We start from the raw sequence: 14,122 nt of genomic DNA on the forward strand, positions 1-14,122 counted from the left end.
CATAACTGATTAAATTCTTCTTGTACCGAAAGCAGTGTAAACGCCCGTTGAACTTAGGGAATAGCGTAAAAACGCCACGCCTTTAGTAATGACAGTCTCATGCTGTTCCCAAAGCCTCCCATGGGTAGCATAGATTTTAACAAGGGCTTTGGCTAAGGCACAAATAATAGTATAATTTATTTTGAAGAGGAAGGAAATGGAGGAAAAGGAATTGGAACTAAATGAATTTCAACGTTGGGTAAAGGATTATTATGAAGCACGAGGCTGGTCAGAGCTCAATATTTTTACACGTATTGGCTTCTTGGCAGAAGAAACTGGTGAGGTAGCGAGAGCCATTCGAGCGATCGAGATTGGTAGAGATCGACCAGATGAAAAAACACAATCCTATGAGGAACATAAACAAGAGCTTATTGAAGAGCTAGGGGATGTACTAGGCAATCTTATTGTCATTGCCAATCAATATGATATTCCATTAGAAGAAATATTTGCGGCTCATCAAGACAAGCTAGTAAAACGCTATCAGGACTAGGAGGAACTCGATGGAATATCAAGTTGAGGTTTTACATAAACAGCATGAAGCGTTTACGAATTTTTTAAGTGAAAAAATTCGCGCCTATAATAATGAACATTCCTCTTATCATCGTGCAAGTAGACAGCAGGGGGCAATCCAACCATTGCAATTGATAGTCACAGATTTACAGCAGCAATGGGTAGGTGGTATAACGGCTGAAGTCTACTGGGGATGGGTGGAAATACATAAGTTTTGGTTTAGTGAAGAGTATCGTGGAAAAGGAATTGGCACAAAGCTCCTAGCCAAGGCAGAGTTAGTAGCAAAGGAAATGGGTGCTACAAAAGCTCTGCTGACAACCTACGAGTTTCAAGCTCGCACATTTTATGAGGCACAAGGCTATCAAGTGGTAGGAGAAATTAAAGATTATCCACCAGGTAGTAGTTATTATACGATGGTGAAAAATCTAGTGTAAGAGCGGTCAATGAGGATAGAAGCCGGCTTTAATTGACATCTCCTAAATAAATCACTGTTTGTTGTCCTTGGATAAAGTGCTGTAGAGGGCGGATGAATGCTTTAGGATAAAATCTATAAGTGTGTAGTTCTTCTATAGGTATCCACTGTGTGCCGATTTGATGTTGATCTGGATTGGTTGGCTGACAAACTTGCCCATTGAATTGACATTGAAAATAATATTCTACCTGGTGGACATTTGCGTCAAAGGCGGCATGCTCATGATTTTTTCCAATATATTCTCGGATAAAAAGAAGCTCTCCAATCTGAACAGAGGAGCCGATTTCTTCGAGGCATTCTCTTTGCAGTGTTTTAGGGAATGTCTCACCATGCTCTTGTCCACCACCCGGGCAAAGATAAAAATAGCCCTCGTCATCTTGATTTTTTATTAGCAATATATTGCCATCAACGATAATGATGGCTTTTACAGAATTTCTAATCATAGGTATCTCCTTTGGATAGTTATTTTTCGTGGTCATGACTAAAATGCTTCATGAATGTCTACCTTAGTAAAAAGGGGAGATCAAGCGTGTATTCAATGTCCAATTTTAAACTACTTGTCGAAAAACAGGCTGAAATCGATACGATTTATCAGCGTTGTGATGATTTAATTGAGAAGACTGTTACACCGCAATTAGATGAAAAAGTAGAGCAGTTTTTAAAGATGGTCGAACAACATTTAACAAAGCAGGGCTTTAAGGTTACGAATACATCCACAGGTGTAATTGCCAATTATCAAGAAGCCGTCATTAATGTAGATAAACATTCCAAGCATTTGGAAGAATGCTTTTTTATCAATTTAAATAGCTATGCTGAGGATCAAGTATCCATTGTTTTGAACATCTCACCCACGATGCTACCGAAAATATCTAATCAACTCGATGGCTACACGGATATTATCGAGCAAATGACCGATAAGCTAAAGCAAGCCAAAAGTCTAGAAAAAGCCTGTACGAATCCAACATTTCTTTATAAAACGCAAAGCAATAAGGTTTTTCATTCGGCACAGGAAGTATTGGATTATTATTTTCAATAATGTCGTCAATAGGAGAAGCCACCTTAATTATTTAAGGTGGCTCATTTTTATGCTGACGATAAGATGCCCGCTTTCATCGATTATCGTATAAATTTTCTCCCACAAAGCCACATCGTCAGGGATAGACCTAAGAAATAGAGTGGCATTGTTAATAAAGAACCGTTGTGTAGCAAACTCATACCCGTTGTGATGGCACTGACTAATAGGTAATAGCCGAGACTAAAAATCGCGCCTGCTGTCCCAATAACATCCTGAAAGTCTACTAGTGCAAGACTTAGGCAATTAGGAAGTGCCATGCCAGAGCCGAGCAGTAGGACGAAAACGGTCAGCAAGATGCCGATTTCTACGAGTATTGCATGCAGTGGCATCAAACAAACGATAGTCAACAGCACAGCACCCAAAAGCATCACCAGACAGCCGAGGTGAATGATTTTTTGCGGTGGATGGTTGATGACCAGTCGTTTTGAAATCATGGCCCCTATGATAGAAGCCAATGCCACGATGATGCCAAGAAAACCGTATAGGCCTGGTGACATTTCAAAATGACCAATGAAGATAAAGGGTGCTTCGGCATAGTAGCTAAATAGTACACCATTGATGCCCCCAATCAGTAGTCCATAGACAAGAACGGTTGGCGAAGCAACAATGCGTTTGACGACAGGCCAAATCGCTATTCGTTGTCTTGCGGCTGGATCTGTTGTTTCAGGAAGTCTGTAATAAGCATACATGAACAACAAGATACTCATCACCACAAGGACAAAAAACACGGCTCGAAAGCCAAGTGCTTGATCGACCCAGCCACCAATCAACGGCCCTACCGCAGGGGTAAAGGCAATGACAGCTGAAATTTGTGCGAACATAGCATGTCGCTGGCTACCTGCTACGCTTTCACGCAAAATGGTCTGTGTAATAATGGAGCCAGTGGCAGCCCCAAACGCTTGAATAAATCGACTTGCAATTAGAAAAGGAATCGTCTCTGCGTAAACACAGAGCAAGCTCCCTATACCGTAAAAAAGGAGACCGGCTAACATGGCAGGTCGACGGCCAATGAAATCAGAAATCCATCCCCAGCAAAAAACACCTAATGCAAAGCCAATAAAATAGATGCTTAAAGTTAATTGGACAGCGCTATTGGATACACCAAGTGCAGCTGCAATATCCGGTAGAGATGGTGTGTATATCGTTTCACTAATTTGTGGAAATGCCACAAGAACAATCATTAATAATAAAGATGGTACTGCCTGTTTTTTCAACATATTGCCCTCCTACAAGCAAAATCTACTTTGTTCGTTACAAGTAGATAGCGTAGCTAGGGAAACGGCGGGACCATTATAAGTATACGTTCATAGGATGTCATGTTGAAAATCACCTTTATCTATACTCAGCAAAAATGGTATACCGAAAAATACGGAAGCTGAGCTGTAATGGATATGCATGTAGTAGGAGTGCATAGTCTGATTACTATTATAAGCTATTTTATAATACCTTTATAGTAATAATTGCTAATCTTATCAATTTTTAAGAGATAGAGCTAGTGTCAAAAAGGATTTTGAAGGTGGATTAGAGAAATGGTAATGGGTGGTAGAGGAGGAGAGGTGTGACATAAACCATATATTTTCTTCATAATAAAGCATAATCTTTCCAACCTTACACCCACAAGGGTTAAGTCAATTTAATTTAGTATACTATCATAGATATTAAACGATATATCAATTTTATTATTTATAATAAACAAGATTTTTAATCAAGCTTATAACCTAAGTTTATTATTATATCTTCCCACTGGTCCCTAATCTCATCTTCTAAAAAAAACGCTACTCCCTAATTTCTTATATATTCTCCCTTTACTCGGAAAAACCCCATTATTATGTAATGCTATTGCAGCATTTTGAACATCACTCAAAATACTTTTGATTCTTTCCTTTTTTAATTTTGTTAAGTACTCTTTATATCTCCTACTAACCTTTTTACATAATTCTGGTGCCCATTTTCTTACCGTTCTTAATGTTAATTGCTTTTCTTTTGCCAACTGGGTTAGGCCACTATGACTAATTTGGTATTTATATTATTTAAAAAATTCAATTAAATCATTTACAATCTCCGATATGTGTATTATTATGGAAAAAAAGTAGTTGATTGGTTGGTTAGGAACATATGAACATTATTTCCTATTTAATTCTCAATCTAGTTACACTACTACATGATTTATGGGTTGACATTACATATTGGAGGTGAAAAAGATGAAAAAAATTAAAGTTAAAGTATTACCAAAAGTAGGCCTTCCTGCTAACCGTGCAAATACATGATTTGAAGATGGATATTACATATTGGAGGTGAAAAAGATGAAAAAAATTAAAGTTAAAGTATTACCAAAAGTAGGTCTTCCTGCTAACCGTGCAAATACATGATTTGAAGATGGATATTACATATTGGAGGTGAAAAAGATGAAAAAAATTAAAGTTAAAGTATTACCAAAAGTAGGTCTTCCTGCTAACCGTGCTAACACATGATTTTTTAAAGAAAAGATCCACTCCTAAGGGTGGGTTTTTTCTTTAAAAGAAGAGGATTTATGAAAAATAGAAAGGGTGAAATAATGTAATGTACCAAAAGGAGATTAGTAAGGATACTATGGTTGAAGTACATACCATTGAAACATATCAGCGTGAAAATGATTCCATTACTATTCGACGTATTGGCACTTCAGACTACTTGTTATTAGATGAAATCGCTCTTAATATTTATCGAAGCTTTTCCTCAGACAAGTCAATAGATGAAGTCGCATTGATGCATAGTGCAAATGATTACGAGATAAATGACATTATAGAATTTGTTGAGGTGTTATTAAATGCGGGATATGTAAAAAGTATTGATGGAGTTCTTATATCGGAAAGTTTAATAGATAACCACCCTTTAAATGCTGAGCCTAGTAAAATCTTGAAGATATTATTTAGTAAGACTGCCTGGGCATTTTATCTATTTTCCGTGTTCGCTAATATATTTTTATTTTATTTTTCCGATAACTTACGCCCTAAGGGTTCGGATCTTTTTGTTAGTACCTCCGGAATTGCATCTATATGTATAATAATTTTAGGTACATGGATAGTTATCTTTTTTCATGAATACGGACATATATGTGCTGCTAAAAGCGTAGGAATTGGAGCTAAAGTTAAATGGGGATATAGACTAGTTTTCCTTGTACTTGAAACGGAAGTAACTGATATCTGGTCCGTATCCAGAAAGAAAAGATATGGTGTTTATTTAGCAGGATTAGCTTGGACAAGTATGTTGATATTATTATGTTTAGTAATGCAATTTTATTTTTCGAATGAAATAATACTTAAGATACTTAAATTTACGGTTTTGATGCAACTACAAACTACTGTATTTCAAACATTACTATTTTTACGTACAGATTTATACTATGTACTTACTAATTTCTTAGAAATAGATGATCTTAATGAATCAATGAAGCTTATTTTTAAAAATATATTCACCCTAAAATTCAATAAAATAAGTAGTATATTAAACAGCATGTCAAATAAAGAGAGGAAAATAACTAAAATTTACAGCTCTTTAAGTTTTATTGGGATTTTTGTTGCTCTCTATTTATTTTTGGTAATTGATCTACCTATTGCTTATTATACTGTCAAACAAACTCTTGAAAAAACTTTAAAAGATCCTTTGTTCTCTATGTCTTATTGGGATGGAATTGCAATGGGAACTTTTACACTTTGTCCATTAGTTATCTTAACAATATATTTAGCATTAGATTTAAGAAAAAAAATAAAAGAAAAGAAAAGAAAAGAATTAGGTCCTATTTTGAGAAACAGTATCTAATAAAATTTTCAGTTAAATTGATAGAATTTGTATTGATGCAACAATTGGAGGTATTATCATGGAGTTGAAAAAAGGATTTATTTTTGTGTTTTCTACTTTACTTTTAATTTCTTTCGTATTAGTAGCAGCCAGTGTCTCTCTTAGAACCATCCTTAATCAATAATAGGAAGTGAATAACATGAAATTGAAAAAAGAGCTTATTTTTTTAAAAAACAATGAATATAGCATACCCAAGAGTTCTAATGTTGAAAATCTTATCGAACAGATGTTAGATAAGATTGGGTCTGTTGATGGCGAATTAAGAGACGATCTTATTTATACGACATTTTCAAACTGGATACTAAATGATTACTTATCAGTAAACGTTCTTCAAAGATTATTAGATACCATATTGGATGAGCAGCATCTTTTTTATGGTATAGGGCAATCAAATTCAGATTCAGTTTTTACACGATCATTTTCAATGCTACTTATACCGCTTATTCTTATGGCGGATCAAAAAAAAAATTTTCTACATGACAAGGATATTTTAGAAATTAAGGAAAAAATTATACGTTACCTTCAATGTGAAAAAGATTTAAGAGGCTATGTTCCCGAGAAAGGTTGGGCACATGCATTAGCACATGCTGCTGATGCATTAAATGAGTTAGCTAAATATGATTTACCAATTGCTGAAAAACAACAGATTTTGGATGTCATTAAAAGTGTGATAAGTACAAAAACAATAAATTACACTAATTTAGAAGATGAAAGACTGATAACAGCTGTGATTACAATTTTGAAAAAAAATACTTTTAATATAGAGTTGCTTGAGAGTTGGGTTAATAGTTTTACGGATTGGGAAAAAACTGAAATTTGGCATGAGGAGTACAAAATTATATCTAATGTTAAAAATTTTTTAGGAAGTCTTTACTTTCGTTTAGAGCAAGAAGCTAATCAAAAATATGTGGCTGAAATTGTGAAAGATAAATTAATTAAAATGATGAAAGCCTATACATAAAGGAGTGAACTAATTTGAAACCGAAATTCAAAGATTTTTGTCCAGTTATTTCAATTGATTCACAAACTATTCAAATCGGAGATGAACCGAATAATGCCTATGAAATTACTGACCCAGATGGAATATTAATCAAAATCATACCTTTATTGAATGGTAAGTTGGATACAAAACAAATTTTCAACTTAATTGAAGAACGAACTTTTAGTTTTTTGGAGCTAGAAAATATTATTAAAACACTAGATGAAATTGGTCTAATCGAAGACAGTTCTATTGATAATCTTAAAGATTTAAATGACTGGCAACGTGTAAGATACAATAATAACCTTAATTATTTCAATGTATTTAGCAATACAAATAAAACTAAATCATCTTATCAAAAAAAGCTTTTAGAGACAAAGGTTTTGGTTCTGGGAATGGGTGGATTAGGTAGCAATCTTTTAATGCAATTATCCGGGTTAGGGATTGGACATATTAAGTTTCTCGATTGCGATGAGGTAGAATTAAAAAATTTGAACCGTCAAGTCCTATATTCGGAAAGATATATAGGACAGCCAAAAACTAAAGTAGGCTTTGAAAGATTAAGTGATTTTAATACAACCATTAATTATGAGATGATTGATAAAAGAATAAGTTCAGCTGAGGATTTAGAGAATATCATTACAAAGGACTTAGATTTTGTATTTTGTGCAGCTGATAACCCACCAATGTTGATAAACTCTTGGGTAAATGAACTTTGCGTTAAAAATAATGTTCCCTTTATTTCTGGAGGAGTAGGTTTAACTTGTGGAAGCTTCTACTCAGTTAAGCCAACAATATCACCTTGCTTAGAATGTTACTATACCTTTATTAAAGATCAGTTTGGACAAGTACTAGACGCTTATGATAATTCCAACAATGATTATAATGCAGCTATACTACCTAATATTAGTTTGGTAGCATCAATGATGACAACCGATTTCTTACGAATACATCTTCAAATAGCTGAACCGATTTCGTTAGGGAAAAAGGTAATAGTTAATTTCTTGACTTCAGAGACAACATTTGAAAATCCTTGGGTCAATAATAGTCAATGCGAGGTTTGTTCAATAGAAAAATCAATGGCTACCAATTTATTTCCTAAGTAATAAAAGGTTGGTTTAAAATTTAACAGAAAAAACTCCTTAAACGACCACCTGCTAAAGCAGGTGGATTTTGAAATGAATGTCCACGACTAAAGTCGTTTTTATTTAAGGGGGAAGCCCTTATAAAAGTTCGTGTGCTTAAGCACACTGAATATTGAAGATACCGTTCTTTTCTTCGAATTGATTGGCTATATAGTTTCTTATGATTTCTTCGGTAACCGTTCCAACAGTCGCACAAAAATACCCCCATGCCCACACGGAAAATAAACTATTAGAATGGCAACAGTTTTGGACAACTTTATTAAGGTGGCTAGATGGCTCTCTTAAAGCATAAGGGGCGCACAAGTTGCTTGATATGGAGCCTCTATGGGCTTGATTCGTTGAAAGGCTTAGTAATTGCTCCTTATCCTCTATAAAAAGTGTCCAACATTAATAAGATTACACCTAAAATATTTAATCCCCATACCTCCTTGTCAGCTAAATTATTTAAGCTAAAACTGATTTTTGGGTTGGTTTCTAAAGCTATTATTGTAAAGATAAATAAACTTACCAATATAAATAATATAATCAAATAATTTTCCAATATAATAAATATCTTACAATCAGAATATAACAACGCTAAATTATATCTAGAAAAATAAAAAGAAGGTATGAAAATTAATTCATACCTTGCTTTAAACTACTACATTGTTCATAAAAATTACTCCATTTTATCGAATTAATCCTATGATGTAAATATTCAACCATAAAATTTCCTAGAATAAAATAAAGCGTAAAGTTTCTAAACGGAAATTTTATGCTTTACGTCACAAGAAGGGAATGTTTCCAGTTTTAGAAACGGCAAGACTTAGGTTAAGAGAGCTAACTTTAGAGGATGTACCAGCCATTTTCCGCTGCTTTTTGAATGAGGCTGTAACACGCTATTATGGGCAGGAACTCTTTGTCGATACACAGCAGGCTAAACAGGCTATTAAGCAGTTTGCTAAAAACTTTGAACAAAAAAGAGGGATTCGTTGGGGCATTGAACGCAAAGATTCGAATGAAGTCATTGGTACGATTGGCTTCCATTTATGGTCGGCTGCGCATCATCGAGCAGAAATTGGCTATGAAATTCATCCCGATTACTGGCGACAAGGTTATATAAAAGAAGCCGTGCAAAAAGTGATAGCCTATGGCTTTCAGGACATGAACCTGAATCGCATTGGAGCTGTTGTCTTTTTAGAAAATGAAGCTTCCAGTCAACTATTGATGAAGCTAGGGTTCCAACAAGAAGGCATCCTAAGAGACTATATGTATCAAAATGGGCAAGCCTATGATACATTCATTTATTCTTTATTAAAAAAGGAAGAATAGTGCCAATTTTTATTTTAAAAGAATGATATTTAGTGAAAAAAAGGATGATAAATAATGATTTAGGCTGAGTTTCGATGCTGCTTTTTTCGGCTATAGTACTAATATGAACAACAATTCATTTGTTCGTGTAAAAAGTATGTGACGAGGGGCTGGGTGTTATGGAGCAATATAGCACAGCTTATTTTCAAAAGCTAGATTTACTAGCAAGCTTATACGCAGGGCATGCCGCTTTAAAGGATTCAATATCAACAGAGAAAGTCAACCAAATGGAGCGCTATCAACAAATCGAAGCGGCAATTGCCAAGCTAAATAATGAAATAAGACTGATTGAACGGACTATTTTAAAGTCCTCAAGAAATCGTTAATAGCAGCTCAACCCATGCGTGTACATGCATGGGTTTTTATCTGTAGAGGGGAGAAAACATTGCAACATGCATCGATGAATAGAAGATCTTATTGTTGTATAGTTAGAGATCATTTCTAAGACAGACAGAAAATTCATGGAAGGAAGCATTAACAACCCATATTCCTTTTCAACATGTGGCACAGGTGGTTGATATCTGCTGTGGAGGCGGCATCTATGCCAAGTCACTTATCAATACGAGGGTATCCTCTGTAACAGGAGGAGATTTTTCACAAGCCATGATAGAGGGGCAAAAGAAAATTGCCGAGCTTATTCACAATTTGTCCAAGGGGATACTTTAGCAGCAGGCCCTGCAGAAAATACTTATGTTGTTGTGCTTAAACGGGTATTGATACATTATCTAAAAGATCTCAACGCATTCTTTCAAGAGGCTTATCGTCTCTTACGGAACAAGATCGTACCCTAGAAGATTGCATTCTTCAAGGAGATACACATCCTATAAGAAGGTATTTCTTTGAAAGCTTTCCATCGCTCATTCAAAAGGAAGTGGTGCGTCGACATAGCAGTCAGGTAGTAATAGAAAGCTTAAAAGAAGTGGGTTTTCATGAAATTAAGGAAATCACACTCTGGGAACAAGACAGGTTCATACCAATAAGGAGCATTTGTAAGGAAGAACGAGACATAGTCTTTTGCATGAATTAAATGACGTATAATTATCGGCCCTTCTTGAGGATATAAAGAAGGCCATTACCATAGAAGGATCTATCTTTGAAAAGGATCGCTGGACAATTTGGATTGCTAGAAAAAAGAAATAAGATCCATTTACTACTATAAATAGTGAAGAAATGTAGAAATTTAAGAGAAAGGAGAATAATGATAGTACGCTTAAGATGTAAAAGTCTACTTATAAGAAAAAATGTGGAAAATAGACGAAAAATATATATAATTTTTAACAGATAGTATAGTAAATGGAAATACTGTGAATTGTAATCGCTATTGTTATAACTATAGGTGGTGAGGATGATGTAACCACTATTCTTCTAGTTGTTGTATTAATTTCCTTAGTCAGTGACAAACCTAAATTAAAGGAGAGGGCAAAATTATGTCAAAATTTAAACATGTATTAATGGTAAGTGCTTTATCACTAGGTTTTTTAGGAGCAATGAATGGAGAAGCGTTAGCAAAGGATCCACAAACATTTACAAATTTCACAGTTACATATTCTGGGGCTGAGAAGTTTGCTCCTTACTCAGTAAGACATTCTGATACTGACGCAATTGTTAATCTAGCAAACGACTCGGGTACTGCATGGATTACTGCGACAATGAAAAATTCTAATGATGTTTATCGAGGAGGAACAACTCTTCAACGAGGCGAAAGAAAAACGTTTGCAGCTGTAAACGCAGCAGTTAACCATCAGTACAAGTTAGGACTTCGAAAAACAAACGACACTGGTGGCGGTTCAGTGACAATTAGTGGTTCATGGGCGGCAAGTAACTAAGCCAGATTTAAATATCGTCCAACTAGAGATAACCTAGTTGGACGATATTTTATCTATTTATGTAATGGAGACAGGAGGTTGTTTTATGCCTAGTTTAAAAGTTAAAAGCAGATACATATTACTGAATGTCCTTTTTCTTGTTGGAGGACTAGCCTTATCGTGGGGCTTTGCCAGTCATTTTTTTGAGATTCTAACAATGGACTATAATGCGGAAGATTTAGTTGGTACAAAAGAAGAAATTAGACGTAATTTTATTTCCCAAATTTCAACGTGGGAAATATTTGTAGACTCTTCTATGTTTTATTTGATTAATTTTATTCCTGCCTTATTTATTTTAACGACTTTAGGTTTGTTTTCGGAGAAAAGGAGCTTATATGTTTTTGGAAGGAATCGCTATAAATCTTTAAAAAAGGCGATTTACAAAGATGTAATGCAATATGTGTTACTCTCAACAAGCATCGTTGTAGGCTCATTTCTTATTTTTTATTCAATTGGAGCCATATTTGTCTATCGAAGTATTGAGAATATAGGTGGTTTTGCATCAATGCTTCCTAAAGACTTTTATAGTAATCATCCCTATTTATTTTTTATTTTCATGACTTGCACCATATACTTGGCACTAGCATTTGTATTTAGCTTATTATCTTGTGCTTTAATACTATTAACAGATCGTGAATATAAAGTTATTTTATTAGTAGTAGTTATTTATTTTGTATATGGGAGAATTGGAAGTTATACAGGAAGTGTATGGTTTGATATTTTTGCAAGTTTCACGGCATTTAATACTTTATACACGACAGTGGAAGTTTTTCTGCCACTGATTCTATTATTCATTATTTCTTTATGTTTACTTGTAGTTGGTGTCAATAAAACTGTACGCAATATGGAATATTAGGAAGTGAGTTAGATGGAGGCAAAAGGAAAGCTAATCAAATATGGCGTGATTATTCTTTCTGCACTTACATTGGGGTATATCAATTTTAAACAAGGGTTTCAAAAGATCATTATCTACATGGATGACTATGATGTAATTTTACCGAAAGAGGCGGTATTTGATAGAATTTTTATCAATATCAATTTCTCAATGTACGAATATATGGAAGGGAATAGCCCGTTTCACTATATAGGACCATTTATGTTTTATTTATTGGCTATATTTTGGGGGGCATATCACTTTTTATTGTTAAAAAAAGGCTATTATCAATTCGTTTTCCTTCGAGCCCATACAAAAAAAGAAGCATTTAGATTTATTAAAGGATCGTATATAAAAAATAGTATCGTATTTATTTTTGTTTACTATGTTTCAATTTTCGGTTTTATTTATACAATAAATAGCTTGGAATTTCTAGATGTGCAAACACTCCTGTTAAAAATGATCTTTTTAGCCCTAACGAGTGTTCTATTAGTGATTGGCCTAACACAATTAATGTTTTGTATTTATTTAAAATTTAATGAGGTTATCGCATTATTTGTAATGTTTATAGGTATTCTTTGTCTATTTGCAATAAATCTAAATATCAATGGACTAAGTCTTGTTTTTATAGGAGAAGATCCTTTCTTTAAAAGTGGTATTACTTTAGGGGTGCTTATCATTGTTGTTTCAAAAATTATGCTAAGGAACGCAAAATATGAAATAGGGTAGGGAGTCAGCGTCATGATTGAAATAAAAAAAGTTTCTAAAAGTATAAAAGAACAAGCGATTTTAAAGAATATTACCATTACAGTTAAAGATGGTAATTGTATAGGTTTGGTTGGTCATAATGGTTCGGGCAAAACAATGCTGTTAAAGGCAGTTAGTGGTTTTACAAAAATTGATTCAGGAGAAATTTGGGTTGACGGTAAACAAATTGTTTTTGGTAAAGAATATATCAAAAATACAGGTATTATCCTTGAACAACCTCCGTTTATTACATATTTAACAGGCTTAGAAAATTTATTAATTTTAGCAAATATCCAAAAAAAGATTACGAAAGAGGACGTCATACAAACCTTAAAAAAAGTCGGATTAAGCGAAGCTCAAAATAAAAAGGTACGAAATTATTCATTAGGCATGAAACAACGATTAAGAATTGCACAAGCCATTATGGAAAATCCACAAATTCTGATTTTAGATGAACCGTTTAACGGGTTGGATAAGGAATCGGTAAAAGAAATTCAAGAGCTTTTGATTGAATATAAAAATAAAGGAACCACAATTTTATTAACAAGTCACGATGAACGTCATATTGATTACCTATGTGATCAAGTATACGAATTAGAACGAGGTGAACTAGTTGAATAAATTAAAGTATTGTCTTGTAGTTGGAACATTGTTATTAACCGCATGTGCACCGTATGGGGTGAAGGGAAATCCTCATAATACGTCAACAACTGAACAGACTTCTGATGATCAGACAGATGAATCACTTGCCAATCTGAAGACTTTCCCCATGACAATAGGGGAATTTGAACGTCATGTACAAAAATATGATGTTTCTAAGTTTCTGAGCGAAACAGAGACGGGTTATGAAACTGGTAAACAAATTATGATAATTGAATATAAAAACAATCACAGTAAAGAGAATGATAAATTAGGAAACATTAATATTTTGATTAACCAACCTGGAAAAAAACTAAGTGAGATAGAGGACGATGTACTGCGTTTATTTGAAGTACTATTTACATCGCTGAATGTTTCATATGAACCAGAACAGTTAATCACGAATATAAAAGCAAATCAAATCAAACTTTTAAGTTCCGAAGAAATTGAATTGGAGTTAACAAATTATGTTGATGATATCCAAGTAATTATTGAACCCAAGTAAATAAGCAGCTGTAGGGCAAAAAATTTATAAGCTGACCTAAGTGAAGCTTAAAAGTAATATTCAAAGTGGGTGAATGAATCACTAA

General features: G+C 34.1%; 18 protein-coding genes. 14 read left to right on the forward strand and 4 right to left on the reverse strand.

The window, feature by feature from the left end:
- Positions 1-211: 211 nt before the first annotated feature.
- Positions 212-529, forward strand: a complete 318-nt coding sequence (locus AC6BKE_RS16835) for a MazG nucleotide pyrophosphohydrolase domain-containing protein (protein ID WP_036127510.1) — start codon at positions 212-214, stop codon at positions 527-529.
- Positions 530-539: 10 nt separating this feature from the next.
- Complete coding sequence (locus tag AC6BKE_RS16840) at positions 540-983, forward strand: GNAT family N-acetyltransferase (RefSeq protein WP_082673767.1); 444 nt, start codon at positions 540-542, stop codon at positions 981-983.
- Positions 984-1,011: 28 nt separating this feature from the next.
- Here AC6BKE_RS16840 and AC6BKE_RS16845 read toward each other — a convergent pair whose 3' ends face one another.
- Positions 1,012-1,464, reverse strand: coding sequence for an NUDIX domain-containing protein (locus tag AC6BKE_RS16845; RefSeq protein WP_499857355.1), 453 nt, complete (start codon positions 1,462-1,464; stop codon positions 1,012-1,014).
- Positions 1,465-1,559: 95 nt separating this feature from the next.
- On the opposite strand from AC6BKE_RS16845, the gene AC6BKE_RS16850 reads away from it, so the two are divergent.
- Positions 1,560-2,057, forward strand: coding sequence for a hypothetical protein (locus AC6BKE_RS16850; RefSeq protein WP_230593953.1), 498 nt, complete (start codon positions 1,560-1,562; stop codon positions 2,055-2,057).
- Positions 2,058-2,137: 80 nt separating this feature from the next.
- On the opposite strand, the gene AC6BKE_RS16855 is transcribed toward AC6BKE_RS16850, so the two are convergent.
- Together AC6BKE_RS16855 and AC6BKE_RS16860 are read right to left on the reverse strand one after the other, a co-directional pair.
- On the reverse strand, positions 2,138-3,310 hold the full coding sequence (locus tag AC6BKE_RS16855) for a multidrug effflux MFS transporter (protein WP_499858317.1): 1,173 nt from the start codon (positions 3,308-3,310) through the stop codon (positions 2,138-2,140).
- Between the two features lie 542 nt (positions 3,311-3,852).
- The gene (locus AC6BKE_RS16860; RefSeq protein WP_089932353.1) at positions 3,853-4,086 is read right to left on the reverse strand and encodes a hypothetical protein; all 234 of its coding nucleotides are present in this window, start codon (positions 4,084-4,086) and stop codon (positions 3,853-3,855) included.
- 569 nt (positions 4,087-4,655) lie between these two features.
- Here AC6BKE_RS16860 and AC6BKE_RS16865 point away from each other — a divergent pair.
- From AC6BKE_RS16865 to AC6BKE_RS16875, 3 genes are all read left to right on the forward strand, one after another.
- A complete protein-coding gene (locus tag AC6BKE_RS16865) occupies positions 4,656-5,894 on the forward strand; it encodes a hypothetical protein (protein ID WP_089932351.1) in 1,239 nt (412 codons plus the stop codon).
- A gap of 178 nt (positions 5,895-6,072) precedes the next feature.
- On the forward strand, positions 6,073-6,894 hold the full coding sequence (locus AC6BKE_RS16870; protein WP_089932349.1) for a DUF2785 domain-containing protein: 822 nt from the start codon (positions 6,073-6,075) through the stop codon (positions 6,892-6,894).
- A gap of 14 nt (positions 6,895-6,908) precedes the next feature.
- A complete protein-coding gene (locus AC6BKE_RS16875) occupies positions 6,909-8,018 on the forward strand; it encodes a HesA/MoeB/ThiF family protein (protein ID WP_499857358.1) in 1,110 nt (369 codons plus the stop codon).
- Positions 8,019-8,153: 135 nt separating this feature from the next.
- On the opposite strand, the gene AC6BKE_RS16880 is transcribed toward AC6BKE_RS16875, so the two are convergent.
- Complete coding sequence (locus AC6BKE_RS16880) at positions 8,154-8,273, reverse strand: transposase (RefSeq protein ID WP_371327979.1); 120 nt, start codon at positions 8,271-8,273, stop codon at positions 8,154-8,156.
- Positions 8,274-8,834: 561 nt separating this feature from the next.
- On the opposite strand from AC6BKE_RS16880, the gene AC6BKE_RS16885 reads away from it, so the two are divergent.
- The 8 genes from AC6BKE_RS16885 (at position 8,835) to AC6BKE_RS16920 (ending at position 14,037) form a co-directional block, all read left to right on the forward strand.
- Positions 8,835-9,368 carry a GNAT family N-acetyltransferase gene (locus AC6BKE_RS16885; protein WP_499857359.1) on the forward strand — a complete coding sequence of 178 codons (534 nt, stop codon included), beginning with the start codon at positions 8,835-8,837 and terminating at the stop codon, positions 9,366-9,368.
- A gap of 158 nt (positions 9,369-9,526) precedes the next feature.
- Positions 9,527-9,733 (forward strand): hypothetical protein, encoded by a 207-nt coding sequence (locus AC6BKE_RS16890; protein ID WP_271913097.1) that lies wholly within the window; start codon positions 9,527-9,529, stop codon positions 9,731-9,733.
- A gap of 243 nt (positions 9,734-9,976) precedes the next feature.
- Positions 9,977-10,198, forward strand: a complete 222-nt coding sequence (locus tag AC6BKE_RS16895; protein WP_499858318.1) for a methyltransferase domain-containing protein — start codon at positions 9,977-9,979, stop codon at positions 10,196-10,198.
- Positions 10,199-10,834: 636 nt separating this feature from the next.
- Positions 10,835-11,233 (forward strand): hypothetical protein, encoded by a 399-nt coding sequence (locus AC6BKE_RS16900; RefSeq protein ID WP_036127472.1) that lies wholly within the window; start codon positions 10,835-10,837, stop codon positions 11,231-11,233.
- Positions 11,234-11,318: 85 nt separating this feature from the next.
- Positions 11,319-12,128, forward strand: coding sequence for a hypothetical protein (locus tag AC6BKE_RS16905; protein ID WP_499857360.1), 810 nt, complete (start codon positions 11,319-11,321; stop codon positions 12,126-12,128).
- Positions 12,129-12,140: 12 nt separating this feature from the next.
- The gene (locus AC6BKE_RS16910; protein WP_036127466.1) at positions 12,141-12,875 is read left to right on the forward strand and encodes a hypothetical protein; all 735 of its coding nucleotides are present in this window, start codon (positions 12,141-12,143) and stop codon (positions 12,873-12,875) included.
- 12 nt (positions 12,876-12,887) lie between these two features.
- A complete protein-coding gene (locus AC6BKE_RS16915) occupies positions 12,888-13,514 on the forward strand; it encodes an ABC transporter ATP-binding protein (RefSeq protein WP_340810936.1) in 627 nt (208 codons plus the stop codon).
- On the forward strand, positions 13,507-14,037 hold the full coding sequence (locus AC6BKE_RS16920) for a hypothetical protein (protein ID WP_036127458.1): 531 nt from the start codon (positions 13,507-13,509) through the stop codon (positions 14,035-14,037). Before AC6BKE_RS16915 ends, AC6BKE_RS16920 begins: the two co-directional genes overlap by 8 nt.
- Positions 14,038-14,122: the final 85 nt, after the last annotated feature.

It is taken from the genome of Lysinibacillus sp. COL-1 (genome assembly GCF_059814265.1).